This window comes from Lyngbya confervoides BDU141951 (assembly GCF_000817775.3).
GTDB lineage: Bacteria > Cyanobacteriota > Cyanobacteriia > Thermosynechococcales > Thermosynechococcaceae > Lyngbya > Lyngbya confervoides.
In genome coordinates, this window is sequence record NZ_JTHE03000063.1 from 1 (window position 1) to 26,837 (window position 26,837).

At 55.9% G+C, this 26,837-nt stretch carries 24 protein-coding genes; 13 read left to right on the plus strand and 11 right to left on the minus strand.

What is annotated here, in order from left to right:
* Nucleotides 1-218: 218 nt before the first annotated feature.
* Nucleotides 219-857: a DUF3386 domain-containing protein gene (locus QQ91_RS11870; protein ID WP_166282300.1), complete on the minus strand. Its 639-nt coding sequence runs from the start codon at nt 855-857 to the stop codon at nt 219-221.
* Nucleotides 858-1,143: 286 nt separating this feature from the next.
* Here QQ91_RS11870 and QQ91_RS11875 point away from each other — a divergent pair, with 286 nt between their 5' ends.
* Nucleotides 1,144-1,341, plus strand: a complete 198-nt coding sequence (locus QQ91_RS11875; RefSeq protein WP_166282302.1) for a DUF1049 domain-containing protein — start codon at nt 1,144-1,146, stop codon at nt 1,339-1,341.
* A gap of 33 nt (nt 1,342-1,374) precedes the next feature.
* On the opposite strand, the gene QQ91_RS11880 is transcribed toward QQ91_RS11875, so the two are convergent.
* From QQ91_RS11880 to QQ91_RS11890, 3 genes are all read right to left on the minus strand, one after another.
* Nucleotides 1,375-1,833 (minus strand): hypothetical protein, encoded by a 459-nt coding sequence (locus tag QQ91_RS11880; protein WP_166282304.1) that lies wholly within the window; start codon nt 1,831-1,833, stop codon nt 1,375-1,377.
* A gap of 60 nt (nt 1,834-1,893) precedes the next feature.
* Nucleotides 1,894-2,433: a bifunctional adenosylcobinamide kinase/adenosylcobinamide-phosphate guanylyltransferase gene (cobU, locus tag QQ91_RS11885; RefSeq protein ID WP_166282306.1), complete on the minus strand. Its 540-nt coding sequence runs from the start codon at nt 2,431-2,433 to the stop codon at nt 1,894-1,896.
* Nucleotides 2,434-2,652: 219 nt separating this feature from the next.
* A complete protein-coding gene (locus tag QQ91_RS11890) occupies nt 2,653-2,793 on the minus strand; it encodes a hypothetical protein (RefSeq protein ID WP_166282308.1) in 141 nt (46 codons plus the stop codon).
* Nucleotides 2,794-2,847: 54 nt separating this feature from the next.
* On the opposite strand from QQ91_RS11890, the gene tnpA reads away from it, so the two are divergent.
* The 3 genes from tnpA (at nt 2,848) to QQ91_RS11905 (ending at nt 4,884) form a co-directional block, all read left to right on the plus strand.
* Entirely contained in the window at nt 2,848-3,309 is a 462-nt protein-coding gene (gene tnpA / locus QQ91_RS11895) for an IS200/IS605 family transposase (protein WP_375340948.1), read from the plus strand.
* 116 nt (nt 3,310-3,425) lie between these two features.
* Complete coding sequence (locus QQ91_RS11900) at nt 3,426-4,262, plus strand: tetratricopeptide repeat protein (RefSeq protein ID WP_166282310.1); 837 nt, start codon at nt 3,426-3,428, stop codon at nt 4,260-4,262.
* Nucleotides 4,263-4,338: 76 nt separating this feature from the next.
* Nucleotides 4,339-4,884 (plus strand): Npun_F5560 family protein, encoded by a 546-nt coding sequence (locus QQ91_RS11905; protein WP_250833343.1) that lies wholly within the window; start codon nt 4,339-4,341, stop codon nt 4,882-4,884.
* Between the two features lie 65 nt (nt 4,885-4,949).
* Here QQ91_RS11905 and QQ91_RS11910 read toward each other — a convergent pair whose 3' ends face one another.
* Nucleotides 4,950-5,789, minus strand: a complete 840-nt coding sequence (locus QQ91_RS11910; RefSeq protein ID WP_166282315.1) for an HAD-IIB family hydrolase — start codon at nt 5,787-5,789, stop codon at nt 4,950-4,952.
* Complete coding sequence (locus tag QQ91_RS11915; RefSeq protein WP_166282317.1) at nt 5,773-7,536, minus strand: alpha-amylase family glycosyl hydrolase; 1,764 nt, start codon at nt 7,534-7,536, stop codon at nt 5,773-5,775. The genes QQ91_RS11910 and QQ91_RS11915 overlap by 17 nt, the downstream gene beginning before the upstream one ends.
* A gap of 267 nt (nt 7,537-7,803) precedes the next feature.
* Between QQ91_RS11915 and QQ91_RS11920 the strand changes: the two genes are divergently transcribed.
* The 7 genes from QQ91_RS11920 (at nt 7,804) to aroC (ending at nt 14,305) form a co-directional block, all read left to right on the plus strand.
* Entirely contained in the window at nt 7,804-9,018 is a 1,215-nt protein-coding gene (locus tag QQ91_RS11920; RefSeq protein WP_166282319.1) for a glycosyltransferase family protein, read from the plus strand.
* A 122-nt stretch (nt 9,019-9,140) separates the two neighbouring features.
* Entirely contained in the window at nt 9,141-9,416 is a 276-nt protein-coding gene (locus QQ91_RS11925; RefSeq protein WP_166282321.1) for a cell division protein SepF, read from the plus strand.
* Nucleotides 9,417-9,595: 179 nt separating this feature from the next.
* Nucleotides 9,596-10,870: an MFS transporter gene (locus QQ91_RS11930; RefSeq protein ID WP_166282323.1), complete on the plus strand. Its 1,275-nt coding sequence runs from the start codon at nt 9,596-9,598 to the stop codon at nt 10,868-10,870.
* A gap of 90 nt (nt 10,871-10,960) precedes the next feature.
* Nucleotides 10,961-11,254: an ion channel gene (locus QQ91_RS11935; RefSeq protein WP_236096167.1), complete on the plus strand. Its 294-nt coding sequence runs from the start codon at nt 10,961-10,963 to the stop codon at nt 11,252-11,254.
* Nucleotides 11,255-11,416: 162 nt separating this feature from the next.
* Nucleotides 11,417-11,722 carry a late competence development ComFB family protein gene (locus QQ91_RS11940; protein ID WP_236096168.1) on the plus strand — a complete coding sequence of 102 codons (306 nt, stop codon included), beginning with the start codon at nt 11,417-11,419 and terminating at the stop codon, nt 11,720-11,722.
* Nucleotides 11,723-11,792: 70 nt separating this feature from the next.
* Nucleotides 11,793-13,163: a DUF3370 domain-containing protein gene (locus QQ91_RS11945; protein WP_166282358.1), complete on the plus strand. Its 1,371-nt coding sequence runs from the start codon at nt 11,793-11,795 to the stop codon at nt 13,161-13,163.
* A gap of 53 nt (nt 13,164-13,216) precedes the next feature.
* Complete coding sequence (gene aroC, locus QQ91_RS11950; RefSeq protein WP_166282325.1) at nt 13,217-14,305, plus strand: chorismate synthase; 1,089 nt, start codon at nt 13,217-13,219, stop codon at nt 14,303-14,305.
* 64 nt (nt 14,306-14,369) lie between these two features.
* On the opposite strand, the gene QQ91_RS11955 is transcribed toward aroC, so the two are convergent.
* Entirely contained in the window at nt 14,370-15,059 is a 690-nt protein-coding gene (locus tag QQ91_RS11955) for a HEAT repeat domain-containing protein (protein ID WP_236096169.1), read from the minus strand.
* Nucleotides 15,060-15,263: 204 nt separating this feature from the next.
* Complete coding sequence (locus tag QQ91_RS11960; protein ID WP_166282329.1) at nt 15,264-15,845, minus strand: thioredoxin family protein; 582 nt, start codon at nt 15,843-15,845, stop codon at nt 15,264-15,266.
* Between the two features lie 449 nt (nt 15,846-16,294).
* On the opposite strand from QQ91_RS11960, the gene QQ91_RS11965 reads away from it, so the two are divergent.
* Nucleotides 16,295-20,296, plus strand: coding sequence for a magnesium chelatase subunit H (locus tag QQ91_RS11965; protein WP_166282331.1), 4,002 nt, complete (start codon nt 16,295-16,297; stop codon nt 20,294-20,296).
* Between the two features lie 70 nt (nt 20,297-20,366).
* Here the strand turns inward: QQ91_RS11965 and rdgB are convergent, their stop codons facing one another.
* On the minus strand, nt 20,367-20,936 hold the full coding sequence (gene rdgB / locus QQ91_RS11970; protein ID WP_166282333.1) for an RdgB/HAM1 family non-canonical purine NTP pyrophosphatase: 570 nt from the start codon (nt 20,934-20,936) through the stop codon (nt 20,367-20,369).
* Between the two features lie 542 nt (nt 20,937-21,478).
* Here rdgB and topA point away from each other — a divergent pair.
* Entirely contained in the window at nt 21,479-24,250 is a 2,772-nt protein-coding gene (gene topA, locus QQ91_RS11975) for a type I DNA topoisomerase (protein WP_166282335.1), read from the plus strand.
* A gap of 27 nt (nt 24,251-24,277) precedes the next feature.
* Here the strand turns inward: topA and QQ91_RS11980 are convergent, their stop codons facing one another.
* Both QQ91_RS11980 and QQ91_RS11985 read right to left on the minus strand, forming a co-directional pair.
* On the minus strand, nt 24,278-25,159 hold the full coding sequence (locus QQ91_RS11980) for a hypothetical protein (protein WP_166282337.1): 882 nt from the start codon (nt 25,157-25,159) through the stop codon (nt 24,278-24,280).
* A 91-nt stretch (nt 25,160-25,250) separates the two neighbouring features.
* Nucleotides 25,251-26,606 carry a S41 family peptidase gene (locus QQ91_RS11985; protein WP_166282339.1) on the minus strand — a complete coding sequence of 452 codons (1,356 nt, stop codon included), beginning with the start codon at nt 26,604-26,606 and terminating at the stop codon, nt 25,251-25,253.
* Between the last annotated feature and the right edge of the window lie 231 nt (nt 26,607-26,837).

The following is a 26,837-nucleotide window of genomic DNA, read 5'->3' on the forward strand; positions in this document are numbered from 1 at the left end:
AGAACTCATGCTCTGTATCTTAATCGACTGGCGACCCTAAAACGCTCATTTTTTCGTTCGACCCTGGGACGGTTACCGTGCATGTTTCCCGATTTATAAATTTATAAAAGTTAGAGTCGTATCTATCCCACCGCCTGTCGCTCTAACTGTCTTTAAAAGGCAAAGCGCGAAGCAAAAAAATCTGCCTCGCGCTGCTGCTATTGCCAAGCCATTACAAACTATAAGAGCTGAATATTCTTAAAGATAAACTCTTGCACATCAGCAGGATCGCCCTCGGTGACAATCTCGCGGCGGGTCAGGATATGATAGCTTCCCACCTGTTCGTACTCATCCACAAAGTTACTCTTGCCCCCCTTTTGCTCTCCTGTCTGAGGATCGTGATAGACCGAATCGTAGGTGTGGGAAAGATAGCCTTCTCCAGTGTCGTGACTGGTAAAGGTGTTGATGGTAACCACAACCCCATGGATATGGCGATGAACCATGGATACTTCGTTATTCGCAACCTTGTAGCGATCGCCCTCTGACTTGCCCCCCATCAAAATCTCCTGGGCACCGGACTCATCTAGATCTCCGTAGGAAAAGGTATTCGCACCGTGGGTTTGCTCAAAGCTCCGGCGAACGCGATGAATGGCAATTTCCCAAAGCTGACCCTGAACTGCCTTGAGCGCCTCGGCCTCCTCAATCCCCGTGACCTCCGCCTTGAGGTCCGCCGTCACCTTCGCCGTTCCCTCATAGGTCTTGCCGTTGTGATGGTAAACGACCTCGGTGGTGTATCCCGGAAAGTCCTGATCCCAGGTGTAGCGGTTTTCGTAGGCGGCACGGAAAAAATCTCGGGCTGAAAGTTGTGCAACGGTCATTCAAATTCCCCTTAACATCATTGAACGAATGAATCAAAGCATTGCCTACCAGTGTAGAAGATTCCATCCAACCCGGCAGACCCGACTATCCTTGCCCCGGACAAGCGGCCCAGGCCAGATTTCAGGCTAAACTAAAACCATCTTCGTTGCTCCAGGGGTAAAACCTGCATGACTTCTTCCCCAGAATCGCTCGATCTGGTCCTGGCTATCCTTGCTGTCCTTATCTTGGGGGGCGGGGTTATGATGCTGTTAAGCAGCATGTTTGATCTGGGAGGACGGCTCTAAATTGTCTGGGATTCGACTTTTGGTGGTGGCAGCGGGACTGCTGGCGATCGCTATTTTTTCAGTCCAGAACGCCGCTCCCGCCGCCCTCACCTTCTTCCTGTGGACCTCGATTCAAGTTCCCGTGGGAGTGCTCCTGACGGGCCTGCTTGCGGCAGGTCTACTCTTCTCCACGCTGCTGTTTCCCCTAGGACGAGAATAGGTCCTGAATTTGCAGCGACTAATTTCTCTAACCCTAGCTCGCCACCGCGTAGCGCTCCGCCAGCTTCTGAAACTGCGCCTCGTCTAGCTGATCGAGCTTACACAAAATAGAGGCCAGGCGATGGCGCGAATCAATGGGGGTATGGGGGAGGGGTAAATCCAGGTTAGGCCAGCCCTCAATATCCCCACAGGGACAGCTCGGATCGTTGATGCCAGCAATTTGCAAAGGAATGGGAAGATCGCAGCGGGCGCAGCTCACAATTTCCCAGTCCTGGGTTAGCAGCATCGCCAAGGTATAGGCCGTTCCCGATAGGTGCCAATTTGAGGCCTGATCTAACAGCGTGGCCCAGCAGGAATCAAATTCAGGACTGTAGCGATCGCCCTGCACCACCCGATCTGGCTTTTCCTGCACGTCCCCACTTGAATGCACCAAGCGTTTGCCTAGCTGTAGCCAGATAGCAACAAATCGTTTTACCTGCGTGGTCGATGCCATAATCCTTCCAAGGGTGCCACACCCGCGCCGCGGGATTTCTGCATCCAGGCTAACGTAGCTTTAACGTTTCGGGACGGGCACGCCAATTTTTTTAAGGTTTATGGCCATTCCCATGCAAACCAGGTAGGCCGCCTGAGTTAGGGGGGTGATGTCCCGAGTCAGCGACCCCAGGCGATCGCGAAACAGCCGCCCAGTGGGATAGCTAGGCACAAGCCCCCAGCCCGTTTCCTCGGATACCAGAATCACCGTTGCCGATGTTTGGGTCAGGGTCTCCAGGAGATCCTCACATTTTTGGGTCCATTGGGCTGCCGACTCGCCCAGGCAATTGGCAACCCAGGTACCAAGGGAGTCAATCAGCAGGCAGTCGCCTGCCTCGGCCTGGGCAATGCAGTCGCTGAGGGCAAAGGGAACTGGTCGAGTTACCCAGGCCGCCGGTCGCCGTCTTTGATGCTGCTCAATGCGGGCCTGCCATTCCGGATCATGGACATCTTCTCGCGCCGTTGCGATGTAGAAAACCGGCAGTTGAGACTGTGCCGCGATCTGTTCCGCCCACTCACTTTTTCCGGACCGACTCGGCCCTGTGACCAAAATTATGGACATGGTCTAATGTTGATTTCTCCTCACTAACCCTCACTATAAAATTGCTCCAGAGGAAACTCAACGGTGGGGCCGTTGAAGATTCTTTGACGATCATCCCGCTAACGCTTCGCCTATAGCCGGAGATTCCCGTTCACAGAGTCTTGACGAGATGCCCCACAGGACATCCCCACTAGACCCTCTCCAGGGGCATTTTCAAAACGACGCGCCCTGCCGTCTAAGTCACGCCAGGTCGGGATTCCCCGGTTTAGCTTGGGTGAGCCGCTGGCACTGCACCTTGACGTGGGGGCATGGCTCAGCCACTGGGATGATGTACTCGCTACCCCCAGCACAGGCATTGACCGCGCATTTACGAGACCCCATCCAGCCTTTGCGCTCCCTTAGCGCATCATTCCAAACCCGGCGGCACCCCTCCAAATCCTGGTCGACCTGCTCGGCCTGTCCTACAGCCTTCACCTTCAATGGGTCACTTGCACGAAATACCGATGCAAGTGCATCACTCAACCCATGTTGGATCGGCTTCAAGAGATTTTTGCGCAAACCCGGCAAAAGTGGGAAGGGGAGCTCATCGAGTTCAGTGGCGAGGCTGACCATGTTTACTGGCTCATGTCGGTGAATCCAAAGGTTCAACCCTCCAAATTGGTCAATAACCTGAAAACCGTTTCCAGCCGATTAATCCGCAAAGAGTTTGCTGAACATCTCGGCAAGGTCTATCCCAAGCCTGTGTTCTGGAGTCGCTCGTACTGCCTCATTTCTGGTGGATCAGCACCCATTTCAGTGCTCAAGCAATACATCCAACAACAAGCTGAGATTGATGGATTGCTCTCGCCGCTCGCTCGCCGCTGCTGCGCACGTCCTGGGGCCTACATTCCCCACTAAGCCTATCGGCTATGCTGGGAGCACTGCGACGAATCCTGGTAGATAGTGTAGGTTGAGAAGAGGGTAAGGAATCTGAAAGATTCCCCTGCCTCTGTTGTTTTTTTACCGCTCAATCCGTGGAAAACCGTTCTAAGCGTTGGCCCGTGCTGATCATTCTGGGCTTTTCCTGTCTAGCGTTTATTTCTCTATCCCTAATTCCCATTCTGGGCGGACTGTTTAATAGCTCTGAGTCCGTCAATGGGAATCCAGCCCTGACGGCCTCGGCGGAACAAACCCGCCTAGAGGAGGAGGAAAGAGGCTATCAGCTAGTGGTGGATCGGGAGCCAGAGAATCAGACGGCCCTCCAGGGGCTCTTTGAAACCCGAGCCAAGCTCATTCAGCTTGGGGCACGCCAGCCCAAGGATTTAATCGATCCGCTCTCGCGCCTGAAGGATTTAAATCCTGACCAGCCAGACTATGCGGTTCTGCTGGCCCAAACCCATCAGCAGGCAGGCGATCGTGAGGCGGCGGCCACCGCCTACCGGGAGGTGCTCGATCGACAACCAGGCAACACCAACGCCCTACAGGGGTTAGTGGCCCTGTTTCTGGCAGAAAACCGCGCCAGTGCCGCGGAGGAACTGCTCCAGTCCACCCTGGCGGCGGCAAAGGCCACCGCAGAGCCTGCAGTGGACACCACAGCTGTTCAGCTCATCCTGGGGGATGTGTATATTGAGCAGCAAAAATATTCGGAGGCTCTGGCGATCTATAACAGCCTGATCCAGCTGGATGGGCAGGATTTTCGGCCCCTGGTGGGCAAAGCCGTTGCCCTGCGGGCCCAGGGGAACGAGGCCGAGGCCAAGCCTTTGTTTGCCTCGGCAGAAAAGATCGCGCCCGCGCAGTTTAAGGATCAAATCCGTCAGCTGGCCAGCCAACCCGGCCAATCCGAACTGTCTCCTCGCCCGGCAGCCCCCTAGGGACGCCAATCCCTCCAGGGGCGAATATATAACCTCAGCTTGGGATATAGATGCTAAATTAGCAAGCAGTTAAGCGTTGTCCGTAACGGTGGAGTTGTCCGTGGAGCAAGCGTCATCCTTTGGGGCCGAACCTGAGCAGCAAGAGTCCATGAGCCTGGACTCCCTCAGACAACAGCTCAAGATCCGTGACCAGTTGGTGAACCAACTCTCGTCCCAGCTGTTTAAGATGGTGCAGGCCTATCCGCCGGCCCTACCCCAGGCCCCGGATGACCCTACCGGATTGGCTGCATCTCGACGCTCCGTCACCCTGGAAGAGGTCCAGGCCCTAGAGCAGCAAATTAGCTTTTATCAAGATCAAATTGACCAGCGCGATCGCGATATTGCCCACCTGAAGCAGTCTTGTCAGGATCTCAGCGATCGCAATCAGACCCTGGAGCGGGTGGTGCAAGATTTGCCGGAGGTCTATCGACGCCAGTTTCAAGATCGGCTAGAGCAGTATAAGGTCAGAATGAGATCGCTGCAGGCCGAAAACAAAAAGCTGCGGGCGGAATTGGGATATCGACCGGCCCCCGATGCCCCCGAAGGGCAAAAGCGCCGCCTGTTCTTGCCCTCCAAACGCTAAGGTCAGATCTAGCCAACGCCAGCGATCCCTCAGGGAACCCCCAGTATCCCAACAGGACCCTTCCTTCAAAAGATCAGATCTTCCACCGCCTGTGCCCAGCCCGCCGCTCCCGGCTGGGGCGCCACGGTCCAGTCCGGATGGATGAGTTGGGGATGGGGACCCTGAACGCCGGGAATCACAATGGCCTGGTGGACCGCCTCCAGTAAGGATTGATCGTTGGGGCTGTTGCCCAATCCCACGGTGGTGGGGGGGTGCCCAAGGGATTGCCCCCTCCCGTAGGCTTCGGCCAAGATCTGAACCGCCTCACCTTTGCCCGATCCGGGCGCAATGAGGTGAGAAAAGCGATCCCCCACCACCACCTCGAACCCCTCCTGCTGTGCTGCCCGCACTAAGCGCGGTGCAGGGAGATCCTTCGGCGTCACAAACGGCTCGGTAAAATCACGCTGTTGAGCCTGCTGGGCCTGCACTGACGATAGTCCGGTACGGGCCATGAGATCCTCCAGGGTCATATCGCCAAATCCCACCAGAACCCGCCCCAGTCGCTGGGAAATGCGCGCCAGTCCGGCCCGAGCTTGGGGGTAGGACGCGCCCAGGGAGATCTGCCCATAGCTGCGCAGTTGGCCAGTTTTGCGCAGGGGCGGCGGCTGGAGCGAAAATCGGGAATCATTCAGCTCTAGAACGATCCCCGCCCCATTTTCCACCACAAAGGGATCGCGCAGTCCGATTTGATCGCGCAGCTGCTCCACCTCTACAAAGGTTTTGCTGGTGACGGGGATGATTGGAATATGGGCCTGCTGGAGCCGATTGAGAATCGGGAGCGCGGCATCATACCGGTAGTCCTCAGCATTGAGGAGGGTGCCATCGAGATCCGTGAAGATTAGGATTGTCTCAGGGCTGGTCAACATGGGCATCGGAAAATTGATTGCTCAACCAGACACACTGATAGGGCTTCAGGTGCAGGACATCGTAAATGTCTTGCACGCATTGGCCTGAAATCAGATCGCACCAGGGATCGGTGACCACGAGATTTAAGGCCGAGAGATTGAGCTGCTGCGATCGCGCACTCAAGTTAAAGATACAAAAAATGCTCTGATCGCGGGGGATGCTCTGACGCCAGAAGGCAAAGATCGCCCGATTCATGGGGTGGAGCGTATACTGGGTGGCGTTGGGATGAAAAGCGCCCTGCCGTCGCCGGATTTTAATGCGCCGAGAAAGTTCGCCGAGCACCATGGCGGGAATCGATCTGGGATCTGCAAGCAGCGGCTCAAGATCCTCCATGTTCCACTGACGGCGGTTGATCGACCGGTTGTGCTGGGTGCGTGCCATCCCCTCGTAGTCATTGGGCGTGGCCAGTAAGCTGTGGATGTAAAAGGCTGGAATGCCCTCCAAAGACATCATCAGGGTCTGGGCACAGAGGAATCGATCCTGCTGCCAGTGATCCTTGCCCTTAACGGTCCCTTGGAGGGCATCGTAGAAGGAAATGTTGAGCTCATAGGGGCTTTCACTGCCGTCGGGATGACGGCGCAGGCTAATTGCGCCCCCAAACTGCTGCATGCAGGTAATCAACTGCTGAAATTCAGCCGGGGACAGTAAGCCCTCTGCGGGGCGGACCCCAATTCCATCATGGGAAGCGGTGAAGTTCAGGTAGGCACAGCCCACGGGGGCGGGGGGCATGCTCATCATCCAGGTTTTGAGGTGGTCGGACTTCCCTTGAATCAAGGCATTTAGAAGCAGCGGCGGCAGGCTGAAGTTATAGATCATGTGGGCTTCATTGCGGCTGCCGAAGTAGCTAAGGTTTTCGCGGTTGGGAACGTTGGTCTCCGTCAAGATGGCCATGCCAGGATCAATGAGCTGGATCAGTTCCCGCAGCAGCCGCACTAGGGCATGGGTTTGGGGCAGATGGATGCAGGGGGTGCCCAGTTCTTTCCAAAGATAGGCGATCGCATCGAGGCGAATCAGCCTGGCCCCTTTCTGGATATAGAGCAGCAGAATATCCAGATATTCCAGCAACACCTCGGGGTTTGCAAAGTTCACGTCATGTTGATCGTGGCTAAAGGTGGACCAAACATATTGGGTTCCTGAGTTTGTCTCCACCGGGGCCAGCAGAGGTGAGCTGCGGGGCCGTACCACCTGAGACACATCGGTATGGGGATCAAGGGCAATAAAATAAGCCTTGCCGGGGGCCTGTCCCGCTTTAAACTGCTGAAACCACTCGTGCTCGCTGGACACGTGGTTGATCACCAGGTCCACCATCAGCTTGAAATTTTGGGCGATCGCCTCAATATCCCCCCAGTCGCCCAGGGCGGGTCGCACCGTGCGATAGTCGGAGACCGCAAAGCCATCATCGGAGGTGTAGGGAAAAAAGGGGAGAATGTGTACCCCGGTAATGACCGTCTGCAGAAACCGGTCTAAAAATTGCCCCAGGGTTTGCAGCGGCACTTGCCCCTCCTGGATGAGGCTATTGCCGTAGGTAATGAGCAGCACATCATCCTGGCTCCACTTATTGACATCCTCATCGGCGCTATTCCTCAGTAGGGGCTGAAGTTTGGCAAAGATGGTTTCCAGCAGTTCCTCAATCTTGTCCGGGGGATAAATTGCCGCCAAGAGGGGCTGGACGCGAAACCGATAGGTTGTCAATAAAGGATGCTCCATAGCCTACCTAAACCCTAAACCAGCAGGCGGTATTCGTTAAATCTATACCGCTTAACCCCTGAAACCAATTCCATTTCCATGCTAAGCAAACAAGGACGAAGGGATCCGTTGAATGGATTTTAAGGGGGGGAGGATAGATTTGACCAATCACGTCACCAGATCCTCAAAAAGTTGACTGGAACGTAAAGATGAATTGTAAAGATGAATTGTAAAGATTAACGCTGAGGCCTCCGTTGTCACTGCTGACCTCCTGTACCACCGATCAGAATGGACTACACACAAGAGCTAATCACCACCATTCACGACTACTCCCACAGCGAAGCTGTGCTGGAGCCCCTGGTTTGTGAATTGAGCCAAGACCAGGCAACGGCGGTATTAATCCCAGCCCTTTTTGATGAGCTCCAGCGACCCGCCCTTCAGGGCATTAAAGACCAGATCTCTCGCTGTACAGGCTTCGTTCACCAGGTGGTGGTGTGCCTTTATGCCAATTCTAAAAACGACTACCAGGAAGCCGTGAAATTTTTTGGGCAGCTGCCCCAGCCAACCCTGGTGATCTGGGAAAATGGACCGCGGGTCAAGGACTACCTGATGCAGCTGCAGGCGAAGGGCCTTGATTTTCAATCCTTCCGGGGCAAGGGATTAGCCGTTTGGTTGGCCCTGGGAGTTGCCAGCATAGAAGCTGACTTGATTGTGTTGCACGATGCCGACATTACCTCCTATAGCAAAAGCTATCTGATTAAGCTGCTCTATCCACTGCTAGAGCGGGAATTTGGACTGGCCTTTACCAAGGCCTACTATGCTCGCCTCGGAGGCGATCCCCTCCAGATGTATGGGCGAGTGGTGCGCCTCTTTGTTACTCCCCTGCTCACCACCTTGAACGATCTATTTGGCTATCATCAATACCTGCGATATCTGATGGCCTATCGCTATCCGCTCTCGGGAGAATTTGCGCTAAGGCGAGACTTGGCGCTTAATGTCAGAGTTCCCTGTAACTGGGGCCTGGAAATTGCCTTTTTAGCGGAAGTCTATCGCAATGTGGCCCTGAAGCGCATTGCCCAGGTGGATTTAGGGGTGTTCGAGCACAAACATCAAGCCGTGGGACACTCCCCTCAAGAGGGGTTGCGAAAAATGTGCCACGATGTGTTGCGATCGCTGCTGCGCACCTTCACCGAATTAGAGCAGGTGGTTTTAACCCCAGACCATATCCGAACGCTGCAGGTGAAGTATCGGCGCATTGCCCAGGATCTCATTCAGCAATTTGCCATTGACTCGCGCTGTAATGGTTTTGCCTACAATCGTCACCTGGAGGAACAGACCGTTGAGCAATTTGAACAGCTCATTCCGCCGGCGGGGAAGGAATATTTTATGGATCCTTCCGGGCTGCAAATTCCCACCTGGAATCGCGTCATGGCCGTGGTGCCCACCGTCCAAAATGACCTCAAATCCCTGGTGCTTGCCGATATGCGGCAGGCCCAGTCCTAGCGGCAAAAAACTTTAGCGATCGCTGATCATTATTTTGCGTTCTTGACCTTTATCTCTTAAGATTTGACTCCAATGGGGGTCTCTCCCAGCCTGTCCGCGATCAACTCAGAAGGTACCTCTGCATGAATAATTTGCTGCCTTTAGCGGGAGGAGGAGCCAATCAACGGATCACCTTTCTAACTCCCAAATCCTTTGCTGAAACCGAAGCGGCCGTTCTGGCGCTGAAATCTGGCGAGGTTCTGCTCTGTAATCTTTCCCATCTGGGTGATGAGGATGCTCAGCGCATTGCCGACTTTGTCTCCGGCGGCACCTGTGCCATTTCTGGCCATCAGGCCCAGATTGGGAACGGTGTTTTCCTGTTTACGCCCGCGTCGGTCAAAATTTCCACGGCGGCTTAGGACCATTCCCTGGGGAATGAGTCTCTGCAGCGAAGGTTTGTGGGTAGAGGGCCTGAGCTTCCCCATTGAGGCCTCGGGGTCCCCCCCGCATGGGCCAAAATCCAATGGGTGAAAGCTGAATGCGTTAAAACTATATACACGGAGTTCAACCCCGACGTCCCACCAAGCGCTTCTCACCCTTGCAATACGTTAAGTTTTTACCCCGCTGGGTCACCCTCAACCTGCTCGTTTTGTTTACGGCAGGTTTCTGTTTTTGGGCCAGTCTGGCCGCGTTGCTCCCCACTATGCCGCTCTACATCAGCCATATTGGGGGAACGGAGCAACAGGTTGGCCTGGTCATGGGGGCCTTCGCCATTGGGCTCATCTCGTCCAGACCCCAGTTAGGGACCATGGCAGACGGTCACAGCCGCAAGCGGGTCCTGCTGATTGGCTTGGGGGTGGCCGCCGCTGCTCCTCTGGGCTATCTCCTTTTACCCTCAGTGCCGATGGTGTTCGGGCTGCGGGCCTTTCACGGCATTAGCGTTGCCGCCTTTACCACAGCCTATAATGCCCTGGTGGTGGATTTTGCTCCCCCCCAGCAGCGGGCAGAAGTGCTCGGGGGCATGAGTCTGGTGACGCCTCTGGGGTTGGCCCTGGGACCGGCCTTGGGTGGATTTCTCGTGGCGGCAAGGGGATACGACCTCTTGTTTACCGTGGCGATGATCCTGGCTGGGGTTGGGATTGGCTGCATGGTGCAGGTGGATGATCCCATGGCCCGTCGTCCCTCCCCGGTCCGTCACTGCCCCCCCACCCCCCCCTCAGGGGTTTGGCAATTGCTGGGCCAGCCACGTCTGCGCAGCCTAACGATGGTCATGTTTTGCGTCGGGGGCACCTTCGGCACCTTGACCACCTTCATGCCGCTTTACATCACCCAGTTGGGGATTGGGTTTAATCCTGGCTGGTACTACACTGCTGCGGCCATCGCCAGCTTTGGGGTCCGGCTGGGGTCCGGTAGAGTGGCCGACCGGCTGGGGCGCGGGCGGTTCATCACCCTCAGTCTTCTTCTGTATGGTGCCTCTATGCTGGTGCTTTGGCAATGGACGACGCCCATGGCCTTTTTACTCTCCGGGATTCTGGAAGGCAGTGGGGGAGGCCTGTTGGTGCCTATGATGGCGGCGGTTCTGGCCGATCGCGCTGGGACTGAGGAGCGTGGCAGAGTGTTTAGCGTTTGTATGGGAGGCTTTGATATTGGGATTGCCCTGGCGGGACCGGTGTTTGGCACCTTTTCCCAGCAGTTGGGGTTGGCCAATGTGTTTTTGGGTGCCAGCCTCCTGAGTCTATTGGCCCTCGGGGTATTCTTCACCAGCAGTAATCCATCCCTGGTGGCATCGCTGCGCTTTGCCCTGGGCAATAGCCGCGATCGCTACGCCCTTCCCCTGGATCCGACCTTGTCTCCCATGCAGACCCATGACTAAACGCCCAGCCCCATTTCACTTCAAGGGCCGCAGCCCCATCGTGCATCTTTCCTATAAGGATGGTCGCTTTCAGGTTGAGGGCCTCGGCCATTGGTATTCCTACTGGCGCGATCCCGATCATTTCTTGATGTCTTTTTCTTTAGCGTGCAAGCCCTGGCCACCATGGGCTACGGGGCCCTGTCCCCCACCAGTCAATATGCCAACGTGATTGTCACCCTGGAGGCCATGATTGGGCTAGTGGGCATTGCCGTCGTCGCCCGCCACCTGTATAGCGCCCGAGAGATTCGGTTTAACCATCGCTTTGTGGATATTTTTCTCCAGACGGCTCGGGGCCATCGCTACATTGACTACCGGGATTTTGATGGAATCGTGCCCTGTCCTTAGAGATCTAGAAGCGCTGGAGAGATCTAGAAGCGCTGGGGTGCTGGCTGGGATCGCGCTTTCCACGGTGGCAGAAACCCGGCTTAAAAATTTCAGATTTCCTGATGCTTTCCGTACGCAGATGGTTCACCCTAACAAGGGTGTCGAATTTCTGAAGGTGTAGGCATGTCCTCCTCCCAGGCAGGCAGTTACAAAAATGTAATGGAGTTGGTGGTGGATGAGGAAATCGATCATCAAACTCAACATTTCTCGGCTGATTTTGCCCAATCCCTGAACCGCATCGAGCTAGCCACCTTTGCCTTGAATCGCCTCCCGCCGCTCTATGCCTCCAGTGTGGAGGGCGTTAGCTTCCAGTACGAGCGGGCCAAACGGGAGCTCAAGCACCAGGTCCAGGAGGCGGTGCAGCAAGCCCTGCAGGTGGTGGCGGAGCGACCCGAGCGAAGATCTACGCCCTTTCACAGCGCATTCTAGACAATATTGCCGTAACCCTTGGGACAGAGTACGCTATGTTTTCTCTACAGCGTACGAATAACTCATGGGTATGTTACCGATCCTTGCTTCAGCCCTACTGGCTCAATCTCCGGCTGCACCGACGCCAGAGGTCATTACGGTTCCCCAACAGGTTCGGCCTCTTCCTGGGTCGCTTGATACCACCCCAATGTTTAACAGCAATAGCCCGGAGGTGGTTCAGCAGGAAGGTATCCTCCTGTCAACCTTTCCCAAACAGGGGAAAGCCCACCCCGAGGCCCACCTCGAACACGCATTTTCGGGGCGCTTTGACGTATTCGCGCACCACATTGCGAAGGCCCTGAGCCCTGAGGATTTAAGAACCCTGTACCTGGGGGTGATGATCCACAATCCTGGCACCTCCCCTGTGCGTTTAGATGTTTTGCAAGCGGCTAGCTACCTGAGTCAGCCCGATGCGCCCTTTATTAAGCTGGAGGCCATGGCGGATAATTCTGAGGGCAAGGTCTATGCTGGCCCAGGCGATCGCGTGACCCAGGACATTCTTCGCGGCCGCCGTCAGGCGAGTTGGCCAGCGGTGATCACCCTCCCGCCTGGGGAAAGTCGAATGCTGCTGAATGTGCCCATTCCCGTGAGGGAGCTAGATCCTCCCATTAATGGCCGGTCCACCCTGGCGCGTCTGCGTAGCAGCGGCCCAGTGCATGTGGCCAGCTTGGCCATGTTCGCCAAGACCACCGCCGCCGGGGAGGAGCGCGCTCCCACCCTAGAGGAGTGGATCACTCTTCTCCAACGCGCAGCGGTGGCCGGTCCGCGCGACAAGGTCCCCACCCCTCCTGGACAGCCAGGCCAACTCATTTATGGACGGGTGGCGGGGGTGGCCCAGGGGTCAAAATGGACAGCCCTGGTGGTAGATTCCCAGAACGAGGATCGCGCCCAAGCTTCTGCCTACCGGCTCACGATTCCTGCAGCAGGATCGGCCTTTTCCTATCCCCTGAGCAGTCTCGATCGAGGCACCTTTGGGACCGGGCAGATTCAGACCGCTCCCCTGGTCAAGCGCTACCCCGACACCGCCTATGCCGCCCACGGCAACTACGGCGTGGAATATCAGCTCACATTGCCGCTGTACAATCCCACGCCTGAGGATCAAACCGTCACAGTCCATTTTCAAACCGCTCTGAAAACCGACGAGAAAAAGGCTGGCCTGGAGTTTCGTAATCCACCGACCAATCGCGTCTTTTATCGCGGCACAGTTCGGGTGCGATTCCAGGATCATCGGGGAACCCCTCGCACCCGCTACACCCATCTGGTGCAAATGCAGGGGCAGCAAGGCGATCCGCTGGTGTCGATTCCCCTCAAGCCCCAGCAGAAATCTCTGGTCCAGGTGAATTTCATCTATCCCCCCGATGCGACACCCCCCCAGGTTTTGACCGTGAGAACCGAGCCATAGACCGCCGTTAAGTGCGATAGTAAAGGTTCGGATGATTCGGATCGCTGAGGTTTATGGGCAGTACATTTGGGCATTTATTTCGCATCACCACCTTTGGGGAGTCCCACGGCGGTGGTGTGGGGGTGGTGATTGATGGCTGTCCTCCCCAGATTGAAATTTCCGCCCAAGATATTCAGGTGGAGCTAGACCGCCGTCGTCCTGGCCAGAGTCGCATTACCACCCCCCGCAAGGAAACCGATCGCTGTGAAATTCTTTCGGGGGTGTTTCAAGGCAAGACCCTGGGAACGCCCATTGCCATCCTGGTGCGCAACCAGGACACCCGTCCCCAGGACTACAGTGAAATGGCCCAGGTCTATCGCCCCTCCCACGCCGATGCCACCTACGATGCCAAGTATGGGTTTCGAAACTGGCAGGGCGGGGGGCGATCCTCGGCGCGCGAAACCATTGGGCGAGTGGCAGCAGGGGCGATCGCCAAGAAAATCTTGCACCAGTTTGCCCAGGTGGAAGTGCTGGGCTATGTGAAGCGGATTAAAGACATTGACGCGCCGATTGACCCGGCCCAGGTGACCCTGGCCCAGGTAGAAAGCAACATGGTGCGCTGTCCTAACGCCGACTATGCGGAGAAAATGATTGCCCTGATTGACCAGATTCGCCAGGATGCAGATTCCATTGGCGGCGTTGTAGAATGCGTGGTGCGCAACCTTCCCAAGGGGTTAGGAGAACCTGTTTTTGACAAGCTGGAGGCAGACTTGGCCAAGGCGGTGATGTCCTTGCCTGCCAGTAAGGGGTTTGAAATTGGATCGGGGTTTGCCGGAACCCTCCTGACCGGACAGGAACACAATGATGAATTTTATACCGACGATCAGGGGGTCATTCGCACGGTTACCAATCGATCTGGCGGCATTCAGGGCGGTATTTCCAATGGTGAACCGATTGTGATGCGCATTGCCTTTAAGCCCACTGCCACCATTGGGAAAGCGCAAAAAACCGTCACTCAGGAGGGTGAGGCGACCATCCTGGCGGCGAAGGGACGCCACGACCCCTGCGTTCTCCCCAGGGCCGTTCCCATGGTGGAGGCCATGGTGGCGCTGGTGCTGTGCGATCACCTGATGCGACAGCAAGCCCAATGTCATTTGCTTTAGGGGGCAAGGAGAACCTGGACTGCTACTGTCCACTGGGAAGCAGCGCCATTGACAGCAAGAACCCTCAGCTCACCAAGCTCTCCAGGGTTGCCGCCACCACGCGATGGTCTTCATCGCGCTGTAGCATCGCCAGCAGGTCCTGCGCCGCTTCAGTGTCGAAGGCCTTCAAGCTCATAGCCGTTTGCCGACGCACATACCAGCGTTTGGCCTGGGCACACTGGGTCAAGGCGTTCAACGCACCCGCTTCGTAGGAGGTGCCGGCAAAATGTTGTAGCTGGGCAATGGCCGAGGCTTTAACCATCACATCCTTATCCTGCAGCCCCAACATACACAGATCGTAAAGCTCTGCCTTGGATAACTTTCCTGCCTCTGCTAGCGCCTCCAAAATTGGAAATACGCTCAGGCGCATCAACCAGTGGTCGTTTTCCCGAAAGGCCTTCAGCAAGACCGGCGTGGCCACATCTCCGTATTTCCCTAGAGAATTGGCAGCCTCGGAGCGCACATTGACATCTCGATCAAACTGCACAATCTCTAACAGAGCTGCGTAGGCTTCTGGTGTCTGTTTAAACCCCAGGCCCATCGCCACAAAGGATCGAATCATAAATTCACGGTCGTCTTTCCGGGTCAACAGCAGCGGGACAGCAACCTCCGGAGCATGATCTTTCAAAGCTGTGATTGCCTTCATGCGATCCTGCGGATCTTCACTTGCAATGTTTCGCTTAATCTCGTGCAACTCCATAGGGGTCCTAATCATCACTGTGTACGAACGAAAAATTGAATCCAAGCCCATTGAGCACTGCCCATTGAGCAATGGGCCGGTTCTCTTAACCCACCGCTGCGATCACTGAGCACCGAGGGAAAATGAAACCGCTGTTTACGACTTCTTTACAAATATTAATATTTTTTTTGATCTCTTGCAAACTCAGTCCCCGTCAACCCTGAGGGAAATGGACTGAGTTCACCTCAGCGCTGGGGGGTTGACACCTGGCTTCCACTTAATGTTGCAGCCAATGCTGGGTTTTTGGGGACTTGGAATGGGTTGATGCGCCAGGGCCGCCTCGATCGCAGCCCGCAGATCTTTGCCATTGACGGGTTGGTGATTACCGGGGCGGCTATCGTCAAGCTGACCGCGATAGACTAAGCGCCGATCGTGATCGAACAGGAAAAAGTCTGGCGTGCAGACGGCTCGGTAGGCCAGGGCAACCGCCTGGGTTTCGTCGTAGCAAAGGGGGAACCGAAAATCGAGCTGTTCTGCCATTTCCCGGAGCTTGGAAGGCGCGTCCTCGGGGTAGTGGTCAGCATCGTTGGCACTGATGGCACAGATCCCGACCGATCGGGTCTGATAATCGCGTCCCAGGTCAGCCAGTTGGGTTTGAATGTGCTTTACAAAGGGGCAGTGACGGCAGATGAACAGCACCAACAGCAATTGCTGATCATCGAAGTCGGATCGGCGACATCGCTGGCCGGTCACCACCTCGAACAGGTCAAAATCAGGGGCGGTGGACCCCAGGGGCAGCATGATTGATTCAGTCAGGACCATGGGTGAACAGGGGGGAATGACGACTTGGGGCTAGGGCGGGAGAGAAGGGGGAGGCGGCAATTGCGCTTTTCCAGTTTGCTTCTCCAATTTGCTCTTCCAGTGTAGAAAGGTCGGAACGCCCCCCGCGGGGATTGGTCCTCCGAGCTCAGAAAATATCGCAATTCTTAACGCCTGGCAGGTCTCTAACGCAGTTTTTGGCGATTGACTGTTAAGAAAAGTGAAAGCCATTTATCAAATTGTGACAGTTCGACCTGGAATCCAGGGTCTGGCGGAGAGGGGACAGGGGAAGCAGGTTTTAATAGGGGAATCCTGAGCAACTGTGTTGAATGATGGGATTTGCACTCCCGCCCTCTGACCTCGGCTTCCGTCGGTCAGCAATTCAGCCTAAGATCTTCAGTCAAAGCAAGATTCTTGTGTCCGTTACCCAAGCCTGAGAGGAGACTCGCTGCATGTTCACTAACGTCAAGTCCACAATCAGACACATCGCCCCAGAGAATTTGCGGGGCCGATCGCTGGTGAAGGTGGTCTATGTCGTACTAGAGCCTCAGTACCAAAGCGCTCTATCTGCCGCCGTCACCTCCATTAATCGCAACCATCCCAGCCTGGCGGTGGAAATTAGTGGTTACCTGATTGAAGAATTGCGATCGCCTGAGAACTACGCAGCGTTCCAGCAAGACGTAGCCGAGGCGAATATATTTATTGGCTCGTTGATTTTTATCGAAGATCTATCGGAAAAGGTGGTGGCGGCGGTGAAGCCCCACCGCGATCGCCTCGATGCGGTGGTGGTGTTCCCTTCCATGCCGGAGGTGATGCGACTCAACAAGCTAGGAACATTCTCCATGGCGCAACTGGGGCAGTCCAAGAGCGTGATTGGCGAATTCATGAAAAAGCGTCGCCAGAAAAACGGGGCTAGCTTTGAAGATGCCATGCTCAAGCTGCTGCGGACCCTGCCCACGGTGTTGAAATACCTGCCGGTGGAGAAGGCCCAGGATGCGCGCAGCTTTATGATGAGCTTTCAATATTGGCTGGGCGGGTCGGCAGATAATCTGGAAAACTTCCTGCTGATGTTGGCCAATCGCTATGTGTTTGTTCAGGGTAACAACGCCGCGCCAGAGATTGCCTTTGCCGATCCGGTGGTGTATCCGGACCAGGGCATCTGGCACCCTCTGGCGCCGCAGATGTTTGAGGACATCAAGGAATACCTGAACTGGTACCAGTCCCGGCGCGATATTTCCAATGCGGTGAAGAACGGCCCCGTGATTGGGGTGGTGCTGCAGCGATCGCACATTGTCACGGGGGATGATGCCCACTATGTGGCGGTGATTTCCGAACTGGAGTATCGTGGCGCCTTCGTGATCCCGGTGTTTAATGGCGGTCTGGACTTTTCCAAGTCTGTGAACGCCTACTTCTTTGATCCCCTGGAGAGCGAAAAAGCCATTGTGGATTCCGTGGTCTCCCTGACCGGCTTTGCCCTGGTGGGTGGCCCGGCTCGTCAGGATCATCCCAAGGCCATTGAAACCCTCAAAACATTAAACCGCCCCTACATGGTGGCCCTGCCCCTGGTGTTCCAAACCACTGAGGAGTGGGAAGAGAGCGACCTGGGCCTGCATCCGGTGCAGGTGGCTCTGCAAATTGCCATTCCCGAGCTGGATGGAGCCATTGAGCCAATTGTGCTCTCCGGTCGCGATGGCAACACTGGTAAGGCCCATACCCTGCAAGATCGCGTCGAAATGATTGCTGAGCGGGCGATCCGCTGGTCAAATTTGCACCGCAAACCGCGCCCGGACAAAAAGGTGGCGATCACGGTGTTCAGCTTCCCTCCCGATAAGGGGAATGTGGGCACCGCCGCCTACCTGGATGTGTTTGGCTCCATTTATCGGGTGCTGGAGGAGCTAAAGGCCGGGGGCTACCAGGTGCCGAATCTGCCTAAGGATGCCAAGGCGCTGATGGAAGAGGTGATCCATGATGCCCAGGCTCAGTACGCCTCGCCGGAACTCAATATTGCCTACCGCATGTCCGTGGCGGAGTACGAGCAGTTGACGCCCTACGCCAAGCGCCTAGAGGAGAACTGGGGGCCCGCGCCAGGCCAGCTCAATAGCGATGGCCAGAATTTGCTGGTGTACGGCAAGGAATTTGGCAATGTGTTTATCGGCGTGCAGCCCACCTTTGGCTACGAAGGCGATCCGATGATGCTGCTCTACTCGCGATCGGCTAGCCCCCACCACGGCTTTGCCGCCTACTACACCTATCTCAAGGAGATCTGGCAGGCTGATGCAGTGCTGCATTTTGGCACCCATGGATCCCTGGAGTTCATGCCCGGTAAGCAGATGGGTATGTCCGGAGACTGCTATCCCGATAACTTGATTGGTGCGATTCCCAATATCTACTACTACGCAGCCAATAACCCCAGCGAGGCAACCATTGCCAAGCGGCGCGGCTACGCCAATACCATCAGCTACCTCACCCCGCCTGCTGAAAATGCAGGGCTCTATAAGGGTCTCAAGGAGCTGGGAGATCTGGTGGGATCCTACCAAACCCTGCGGGAAGGGTCACGGGCGATCGCCATTGTCAACACCATCGTGGAAACCTGCCGTCAGGTGAACCTGGATCAAGACATTGACCTGCCGGAGGCCGATGCCGCGGATCTCAGTCCGGGAGACCGAGATTCTCTGGTGGGCGCGGTCTACAAAAAGCTGATGGAAATTGAGTCGCGGCTGCTGCCCTGCGGCCTGCACACCATTGGCAAACCGCCCACGGCTGAGGAGGCGATCGCCACCCTGGTGAATATTGCCAGTCTGGATCGCGAAGAAGAGGGCATCGTGGGATTGCCCTCCATCCTTGCTCGCAGTCTGGGCCGGGAGATGGAGGATATTTATCGCGGCAGCGATCTCAACGTCCTGGAAGATGTGGCCCTGGGCCAAAAAATTACCGAGGCCACCCGCGCAGCGGTGGCGGCGATGGTGAACGAACTCACCAACCGGGAAGGTCGGGTGTCCATGGTGGAACGGTTTGGCTGGCTCAAAAAGGTATTACGCTGGCTGGGCTTCAAGCAAAAGCCAGCCTACCTGAAGGCGCTGATTAAGGCCGGGTATAAGGACCTGGACGAAGAACAGCTCAAGACCCTCTTTGACTATCTGCAATTTTGCCTGACTCAGGTGTGTGCCGATATGGAGATGACCAGTCTGCTGCGGGCGTTGGATGGCGAGTACGTGCTCCCTGGACCGGGCGGCGACCCGATCCGCAATCCGAACGTGTTGCCCGCAGGTAAAAATATTCATGCCCTCGATCCCCAGTCCATCCCCACCAAGGCCGCGGTGCAGTCCGCCAAAACGGTGGTGGATCGGCTCCTCGAGCGCCAGAGGGCTGATAACGATGGCCAATACCCGGAAACCATAGCCTGCGTGCTTTGGGGAACGGACAACATCAAAACCTACGGGGAATCCCTGGCCCAGATTCTCTGGTTTGTGGGGGTCAAGCCCAAGCCTGATAGTTTGGGACGGGTGAACAAACTGGAGCTGATTTCCCTCGAGGATCTTGGCCGGCCCCGCATTGATGTGGTGGTGAACTGCTCAGGGGTGTTCCGCGATCTGTTTATCAATCAAATGGCCCTGATTGACCAGGCGGTGAAAATGGCCGCCGAAGCCGATGAGCCCGACGATCTGAACTTTGTGCGCAAGCACGCCAAGCAGCAGGCGGAGGAGATGGGCGTTAATCTTCGTCAGGCTGCCACCCGCGTGTTCTCCAACGCTTCGGGGTCCTATTCTTCCAACGTCAATCTGGCCATTGAAAACAGCTCCTGGGGCGAGGAGGAGGAGCTTCAAAACATGTACGCTGAGCGCAAGTCCTTTGCCTTTGATGCCGACAATCCCGGCATGATGACTCAGTCTCAGGACCTCTTTAAGGCTTCCTTAAAAACCGCTGATGCCACCTTCCAGAATCTGGATTCCTCAGAGATTTCTCTGACGGATGTTTCCCATTACTTCGACTCGGATCCCACCAAGCTGGTGGCGAGCCTGCGCGAAGATGGCAAAAAGCCCAGCGCCTACATTGCAGATACCACCACGGCCAATGCCCAGGTGCGCACCCTCTCTGAAACCGTGCGCCTGGATGCACGTACCAAGATGCTCAATCCCAAATGGTATGAGGGCATGCTCAGTCATGGGTACGAAGGGGTCCGTGAGCTGTCCAAGCGTCTCACCTTCACCATGGGGTGGTCGGCCACGGCGGGAGCGGTGGACAACTGGGTGTATGAGGATTTCAACACCACCTTTGTCAAGGACGAGGAGATGCGCGATCGCCTCAAAAACCTTAACCCCCATTCCTACCGTAAGGTGGTCATGACCTTGCTGGAGGTTAACGGTCGCGGCTATTGGGAAACCAGTGATGAGAATCTAGATCTCTTGCGGGAGCTCTATCAAGAACTGGAAGACAAGATCGAAGGGATTGAATAGAGTCTCCGGAAACTAAAATCCAGGGCGTCCCCACCGCGGGACGCTTTTTTTTGAGGTTTTTGGGGAAGGCCTAAAGGTGCTGCAACTGGGGCATAAGCTGTTGCAGCGCCAGCCCCCGATGGCCAATTTCATGCTTGAGATCGCTGCCCATTTGGGCAAAGGTTTGCTGCTGGCTGGGAACCCAAAAGATCGGGTCATAGCCAAAGCCTCCTGCCCCCACACAGGCCTCCAGAATTTCTCCAGGACAAATTCCCTCCGCTTCGGCCACGATTTGGCCATCGGGCTGGGCCACGGCCATGTGACAAACAAACTGTGCCCTGCGATTGGATTGCCCCTTCAGCTCGCGTAAAACCCGGTCAATCCGCGCTTGTGCCGTCTCAGCGTAACGGGCGGAATAAATGCCAGGGGCCCCGTCAAGGGCCTCAATCGCCAGGCCAGAGTCATCTGCGATCGCCCAGTGCCCGGTATATTGAGCCGTCTGACGGGCTTTTAAGATCGCGTTTTCTTGAAAGGTGGCCCCTGTCTCGGCAATCTCTAGTTCCGGGGGCATGGGCTGTAGTTGGAACTGGGTCTGCCCCAATAACTGCTGCAGCTCTGCAAGCTTGCCTGGATTTTGTGTCGCCACCACTAAGGTTCGCATTCGATCATCCTGTACGCATGGGTTAATCCTAGAGTTGATCCTAGAACGCCGGGCTGAATTTTCCTCACCCGAGTGCGTCCCGCAGGATCTAATTTGAGGTTCTATTTTAAAGTTCTATTCAAAGTTCTATGAAGTAATATAAAGGCCGATTCTGGACCCGACTCCGTGAAAATAACGATTTTTCTGCAAAGTAGTAAGGTTTAGGCAGGAAAATTCCGTAAGAACCCACAGGATTTAAAGGGTTTCAATATTGGAAAATATGTGGGACTTATCCGGGAAAGGTGGCTTAAAATCTCTCCCATGGGAGGTGTCCCTGACGTTACGAGCGTTAGAGTAACCTTAAGGGTGAATTGAAGAGAGGTTGCCTCTCCTTGAGACACCGGGTGCAGAAGCCAATGATCGAGAACCCATCCAGGCTGCCTAACGTTTTCTAAGCTTGCTCTGATAGTCTGGGTTTAGGCCAAGCCGTCCCCTCGGGTCCCATCGGCATCTGTGCCTCCCGCATCTGTGTCTATCGTAAATCTCTGAGTCTTTGGATCTGTATGTCAACACTTGTCATTGTTGAGTCTCCTACGAAAGCTCGCACCATTCGGAACTTTTTGCCGAAGGGTTATCGAGTTGAGGCTTCCATGGGGCACATTCGTGACTTACCCAGAGATGCTAGCGAAATCCCGGCTAAGGTCAAGTCCGAGAAATGGTCCAGCTTAGGGGTCAATGTTGAGGCGGACTTTGAGCCGCTCTACGTCATCCCCAAGGATAAGAAAAAGGTGGTGAGCGAACTGAAGTCGGCCCTGAAGGAGGCGGATGAGCTGCTGCTGGCAACGGACGAAGACCGGGAAGGGGAAAGCATTAGCTGGCACCTGTTGCAGGTGCTAAAGCCCAAAATTCCCACCCGGCGAATGGTCTTCCACGAAATTACCGATGATGCGATTCATGCTGCCCTGCAGAAATGCCGTGAGGTGGATCAGCGGCTGGTCCGGGCACAGGAAACCCGCCGCATCCTGGATCGGCTGGTGGGTTATACCCTCTCTCCCCTGCTGTGGAAGAAAATTGCGCCCAGCTTGTCCGCAGGGCGGGTGCAGTCAGTGGCGGTTAAGCTGCTGGTGCAGCGGGAACGAGAGCGACTGGCCTTTGTGCAGGGAAGTTACTGGGATCTGAAGGCCGTCCTGGAAAAGGACAACACTAGCTTTGAGTCAAAGCTGGTGACCCTGGAGGGGAAAAAGCTGGCCACGGGGAGCGACTTTGACGAAAATACTGGCCAGATTGTAGAGGGCCGGGATGTGGTCCTGCTCTCTGAAACCGACGCTCGGGCGCTGCAGGCCCGGCTCACCGGCCAGTCCTGGGCGGTGGCCAACATTGAAGAGCGTCCCGTAACGCGCAAGCCCGCTCCTCCCTTTACCACCTCAACCCTGCAACAGGAAGCCAACCGCAAGCTGCGCCTCTCTGCCCGCGAAACCATGCGGGTGGCCCAGAGCCTTTACGAAAAGGGCTACATCACCTACATGCGAACTGACTCGGTGCATCTCTCTAAGCAGGCGATCGCTGCGGCCCGGAGCTGTGTTGAGACCCTCTACGGGAGCGATTACCTCAGTCCAAAGCCTCGCCAGTATCACACCAAATCCAAGGGCGCTCAGGAAGCCCATGAGGCGATCCGACCGGCCGGGCAAACCTTTCGTACCCCCAAGGAAACCGGACTGAAATCCACCGAGCTATCGCTTTACGAACTGATTTGGAAGCGCACCGTGGCCACCCAGATGGCAGAGGCGCGCCAGACGCACATTACCGTTGACCTGACCATCGCAACAGCGGGGTTTCGTTCCAGCGGCAAGCGCATTGATTTCCCAGGATTTTTCCGAGCCTATGTGGAAGGGTCGGACGATCCCGATGCTGCCATCGACGATCAGGAAGTGATCTTGCCCGTGCTCCAGGTGGGAGATCAGCCGAACTGCCAAACCCTAGACGCCGTCGGTCATGAGACCCAGCCTCCGGCACGCTTCACCGAGGCCTCCCTGGTGAAGGTTCTGGAGCGAGAAGGCATTGGCCGTCCTAGCACCTACGCAACTGTCATTGGCACCATTATTGACCGAGGCTATGCCCAGCGCCTGGGGAATGCCCTTCAGCCCAGTTTTACCGCCTTTGCGGTCACGGATTTGTTGGATAAGCATTTTCCCGATTTAGTGGATGTAGGATTTACGGCCCGCATGGAGCAAACCCTGGATGAAATTTCTACTGGGGAAGCGGAATGGCTCCCCTACCTGCAAGAGTTCTATCTGGGGGAAACCGGACTGGATCATCTAGTCAAGGAACGAGAAAGTGCCATTGACTCCAGTGAAGCCCGGACGATTCGGCTCGATAATATTGAGGCGACGGTAAGAATTGGTCGATTTGGCCCCTACGTTGAGGCTGAGCACGACCAAGAGTCCGTCACGGCGTCCTTGCCCAAGGATATGACCCCTGCCGATCTCACCCCTGAGCAAATTGAGGTCATTCTCAAGCAAAAAATCGAAGGACCAGAAAAGCTGGGGGTTCATCCAGAAACCCAGGAGCCGATCTTTGTCCTGCTGGGAAGCTATGGCCCCTACGTTCAGCTAGGCGAGGTTTCAGAGAGCAATAAGCGGCCCAAGCGGACCTCACTCCCCAAGGGATTGGATCCTGACCAGATCACTCTGGATCAGGCGGTCCAGCTGCTCGCGCTGCCACGTAAACTCGGTGATCATCCCGACACAGGGGCACCCGTCAAGGTGGGGCTAGGACGCTTCGGCCCCTACGTGGTCCACGACCAGGGCAAGGACGGAAAAGACTATCGTTCCCTGAAGAAGGACGACAGTTTGTTCGACATTCAACTAGAGCGGGCCTTGGAGCTACTGGCCATGCCCAAGGGAACCCGCGGAGGACGCCGGACCAAGGAGCCGCTCCGGGTTTTGGGTCAGCATCCCGAAGATGAGACGCCGGTGAATATTTACGAAGGCCCCTACGGTCACTACATTAAGCACAATAAAACCAATGTGGGACTCCCAGAAGGGCAAACCGTGGAGTCTATGACCCTGGATTTGGCTCTGGAGCTTTTGGCTACCAAGGAGGGGGCGAAAAAATCTAAGAAAAAATCAACCGCCAAGGTCAGCAAAGCAAAATCAACCAGGGCAAAAACCAGCCGCACTAAAACCACAAAGTCCAAAACCAGCCAAGCTAAAACCTCTAAATCCAGAACGCCCAAGGCCAAGGCTACCGAGGGGAAGGCTGCTGCTCCCAAGGCTGGATCCTCTAAAACCAGATCGAAGCAATCTGCTCCAGCTGCTTCGGAAGTGGCGGATTAATGCGCGATGGGAATTTAAACAACGGGGTTAGCGATCGCTGAGGGTCACTTGTCTGTCGCGAATCTGCGCTTGCTCCACTTGAAAATCTCCCAGGTTCAAATTCAAGGGCAAGGGGCGATGGACCGGCAAGCCAAGGGTTTGTCCCAGTTCTTCCAGGGTGAGGCGGACCCCTCCCAGGGCAACGGTACTGTCCGGGGGTAGATACAGCTTTCCTCCTTGAACCTGAGGTTTGCCCCGAATTGTGATCAAGACGTTTTGACGGGCGATGGCGGGCAGAACTTTCAGCATTTTTTCAACCTGCTGCTGCTGTCCGCGGGAAAGCTGGGCTGAATCTAGCGCCGCTAGATTCACCAGGATCTCACTGGTCACCTGCCCTTGATCAATGTGGGTTTTAATGCCCTGGATCGCGGGCAGCACTGGCTTGGCTCGACGGGACTCGCTGACCGCCACCGCCACCCATTCATTGAGTTCTCCGGCGTTTAAGGTGAGCGATCGCGGTTCGGGGGAGGCAGGGGTTGCTGCGCCCCCCTGGGCGAGCCTGGGCGAGGGAGACTCCACCGGCCTTTGATGGGCTCTAGGGGGATTGCCAGCACTGGAGTTCGCAGAACGGGACTGGATCGATGGAGTCGAGGCCCCTGCGGAAGGCGGCACGGTCTCCGAATCTCCGGGAGTCTCCTGATTTCCTGGAGCCTGAGCCGCCACCTTTCGGGTTAATTTTGCCTTGATCTGGGCAAGTTCATCGGGATCATCAAAGTCTTCTTGCCGCAACACCCCCTCCTCTGGACGGGTTTGATCCGGAGATTGGGTATACCAGCTCGGGAGACGGATAAATTGATACCAGACGTAGAGGGAACATCCTCCCCCCAGCAGCAGAATGATCCCTAAGATCCAACGAATTTTCTGACCCATCCTTCCTTGATCTATTTCGTGTCTAGAGACTGCGTGTCCAGCGGCTAAATGTTTCGCTGTTTAAGGGTGGTTTGCTTAACATTGACCCATGCTAGATCGCACCCACCGGAAGCTGCGCAGGGGAAGCGGCTGGAGAAACCGGAAGCTGAGATCTCGATTCGGGAACCCCCTCCACCCATCGCACTGCTTCCTGAGATCGCTGGGAGAGGTGCTGAGAGAGGATCTCCACCGCTCGCTGATACTGAGCATCCAAGTTGGTGGTCAGCAGTTGACTGTTGGATTTTAGCTGGAAGGCCTGAGCTTGCGAGAGTGGCACCGTAAAGTCAGGGGTAATGCCCTTGCGGCTGATGTCGGTTCCCTTCGGGGTATAGTAATGCGCCACCGTAACGGCCAACCCAGACCCATCGGCCAACTGGTGAACCGCCTGGACCAGGGCTTTCCCAAAGGTCTTAGTGCCCACCACCACCGCGCGACGATTATCCTGGAGCGCTCCGGTCAAGATCTCGCTAGAGCTGGCGGAGTTTTGATCCACCAGCACCACCACTGGACGATTGGTGAGGGCGGATTGGCGGGCAAAAAAGCGCTCGGACTTGCCAGTGCGATCCACGGTGCGCACGATCATGCCCTGATTCAACCACATCTGCGCGATATCGATACAGGCTTCAAACAGCCCCCCAGGATTGCCCCGTAAATCCAGAACAAAGGCATCGGCGCGATCGCGGGTTAAAACTTGAATGGCATTGGCCATCTGCTCGGCGGCATGGCTGCTAAACTCCGTGACGCGGATGTAGCCAATTCGGCGATTTTCCGCTTGCTTCATTTGATACTGAACGGTCTGGACCTGGATAATCTCCCGAGCAATTTCCACCTGAAACGCTGGAACGCCCGTCCGACTAATCTCTAACTTCACCTTTGAGTTTGGCTCTCCCCGGATTAAACTCGCCACGGCCTGGGCCTCCATTGCCACCGTACTGCGACCGTCCACACTTAAGATCCAATCTCCCACCTGCAGGCCCGAGCGCTCGGCAGGAGAATTTTTCAGCGTTTTGACGATAAATGGACGGCCCGTTTGAGCATCATTGAGAATCATGATTCCCACCCCGGTTAACTCCCCAGCGGTTTGAACCGTGAGCTGTCGGAACTGCTGGGGATCCATAAACCGCGTATAGGGATCATTAAGGGGCTGCAGGGCGCCACGGATGGCTGCATAGGCCTGCTGATGGTTGCTATAGCGACGGCTTAAAAGCTGATGGCGCGTCTTCACCCAATCCACTTGATTAAAGTCGCGGTCCACATAGTGGCGATGAACCACCTGCCAGGCCTCATCCACAATGGCCTTGGGACTATTGTTCAACTGTCCGATGGCCACCGGGGACTGGGTCAAACCCGGACGCGCTAGGGGGAGTAAATCCAGACAAAAACTGGCTAAAACAACAGAACCAACCAATCGCAACGGGACGCTTAAGCTGGGCATAGGGTGGAGATTCTTAGGTTTTACTGACAGCAGAGAGAGAACAATGAAAAAACCTGGCGGGGACCCTTGTGTCCCTAACAGGGGCCACTGGTCATGCGTTGACCAACTGATAGAATTGACGCCTTGATTTTAGCTTGTCCTATAAAGATGACCCAAACGGCGGCCACAATCTTGGCTGAAGGCTCTATTTAAACACTGATTAAA

Excerpts from the sequence above, each read along its gene's own strand:
- QQ91_RS11945 (WP_166282358.1), top strand. The coding sequence starts at position 11,793 with ATGTTACCGATCCTTGCTTCAGCCCTACTGGCTCAATCTCCGGCTGCA.
- QQ91_RS11925 (WP_166282321.1), top strand. The coding sequence starts at position 9,141 with ATGAATAATTTGCTGCCTTTAGCGGGAGGAGGAGCCAATCAACGGATC.
- QQ91_RS11980 (WP_166282337.1), bottom strand. The coding sequence starts at position 25,159 with ATGGGTCAGAAAATTCGTTGGATCTTAGGGATCATTCTGCTGCTGGGG.
- QQ91_RS11920 (WP_166282319.1), top strand. The coding sequence starts at position 7,804 with ATGGACTACACACAAGAGCTAATCACCACCATTCACGACTACTCCCAC.
- QQ91_RS11910 (WP_166282315.1), bottom strand. The coding sequence starts at position 5,789 with ATGTTGACCAGCCCTGAGACAATCCTAATCTTCACGGATCTCGATGGC.
- QQ91_RS11955 (WP_236096169.1), bottom strand. The coding sequence starts at position 15,059 with ATGATTAGGACCCCTATGGAGTTGCACGAGATTAAGCGAAACATTGCA.
- QQ91_RS11960 (WP_166282329.1), bottom strand. The coding sequence starts at position 15,845 with ATGGTCCTGACTGAATCAATCATGCTGCCCCTGGGGTCCACCGCCCCT.
- cobU (WP_166282306.1), bottom strand. The coding sequence starts at position 2,433 with ATGTCCATAATTTTGGTCACAGGGCCGAGTCGGTCCGGAAAAAGTGAG.
- QQ91_RS11890 (WP_166282308.1), bottom strand. The coding sequence starts at position 2,793 with ATGGGGTCTCGTAAATGCGCGGTCAATGCCTGTGCTGGGGGTAGCGAG.
- aroC (WP_166282325.1), top strand. The coding sequence starts at position 13,217 with ATGGGCAGTACATTTGGGCATTTATTTCGCATCACCACCTTTGGGGAG.
- QQ91_RS11965 (WP_166282331.1), top strand. The coding sequence starts at position 16,295 with ATGTTCACTAACGTCAAGTCCACAATCAGACACATCGCCCCAGAGAAT.
- QQ91_RS11940 (WP_236096168.1), top strand. The coding sequence starts at position 11,417 with ATGTCCTCCTCCCAGGCAGGCAGTTACAAAAATGTAATGGAGTTGGTG.
- QQ91_RS11880 (WP_166282304.1), bottom strand. The coding sequence starts at position 1,833 with ATGGCATCGACCACGCAGGTAAAACGATTTGTTGCTATCTGGCTACAG.
- QQ91_RS11915 (WP_166282317.1), bottom strand. The coding sequence starts at position 7,536 with ATGGAGCATCCTTTATTGACAACCTATCGGTTTCGCGTCCAGCCCCTC.
- topA (WP_166282335.1), top strand. The coding sequence starts at position 21,479 with ATGTCAACACTTGTCATTGTTGAGTCTCCTACGAAAGCTCGCACCATT.
- QQ91_RS11870 (WP_166282300.1), bottom strand. The coding sequence starts at position 857 with ATGACCGTTGCACAACTTTCAGCCCGAGATTTTTTCCGTGCCGCCTAC.
- rdgB (WP_166282333.1), bottom strand. The coding sequence starts at position 20,936 with ATGCGAACCTTAGTGGTGGCGACACAAAATCCAGGCAAGCTTGCAGAG.